We start from the raw sequence: 782 nt of genomic DNA on the forward strand, positions 1-782 counted from the left end.
TGTGTTAGGCCTGCCGCCAGCGTTCAATCTGAGCCATGATCAAACTCTTCAATTTAAGTTTGGTTTGCGTTCATTCGTTACCGGAGTAGCGAACTTCAGCGGCTCAATGAATTGCTGAAATAAACTGCTCGACTTCTTATTGCTAAGAAATCGTCTTGGTCACTTCATCAGACATTGAAAATCAACAAAATTGTTTGATGTTCGATGCTGTGAGTGCCCACACAGATTGCTTGATTCAAATTGTTAAAGAGCGACACAGCTTTTTGCTGCTGCGGGAGTGGCATTCTACTCAACCGCCTTCTCGAGTCAAGCCTTATTTTAAAAGGCTTTTCGAGGTTATCGACGAGGTTGTTTGCGTTGCCGCTTGAACTGTCGATGGAGGCGCATTATAGGGAGCTGAAATTTTCTGGCAAGCCCTAGATCGCAATAAAACAGCAAAAATCGGCACTTTTTTAGTTATTCATAGCCAACCACAGCTTTTATACAAACTTACCCACAGACAGTACCTCAACCAAGGCTAAATCGGCACTTTCCTATAAGTAGAACAGGCCCCAGTGTTGATTGGGGGTATCTCGGTACCAGGTAAATCGAACGTCTCCTCTAAGATAAGAAATACCTATATAAGGAACGATTATAAGGAACGATGCGATACGACTGAGGCAGTTGAGGCAGTTGAGGCAGTTGAGGCAGTTGAGGCAGTTGAGGCAGTTGAGGCAGTTGAGGCAGTTGAGGCAGTTGAGGCAGTTGAGGCAGTTGAGGCAGTTGAGGCAGTTGAGGCAGTT

1 protein-coding gene is annotated in these 782 nt (G+C 45.1%); it reads left to right on the forward strand.

Going from position 1 to position 782, the window contains the following annotated elements:
* Positions 1 to 557: 557 nt before the first annotated feature.
* Positions 558 to 782 (forward strand): hypothetical protein (locus ACLHZ1_RS20540; protein WP_427263534.1); only part of this gene is annotated, 225 nt, incomplete at its 3' end.

Source organism: Aeromonas sobria (assembly GCF_050266975.1).
GTDB lineage: Bacteria > Pseudomonadota > Gammaproteobacteria > Enterobacterales > Aeromonadaceae > Aeromonas > Aeromonas sobria_B.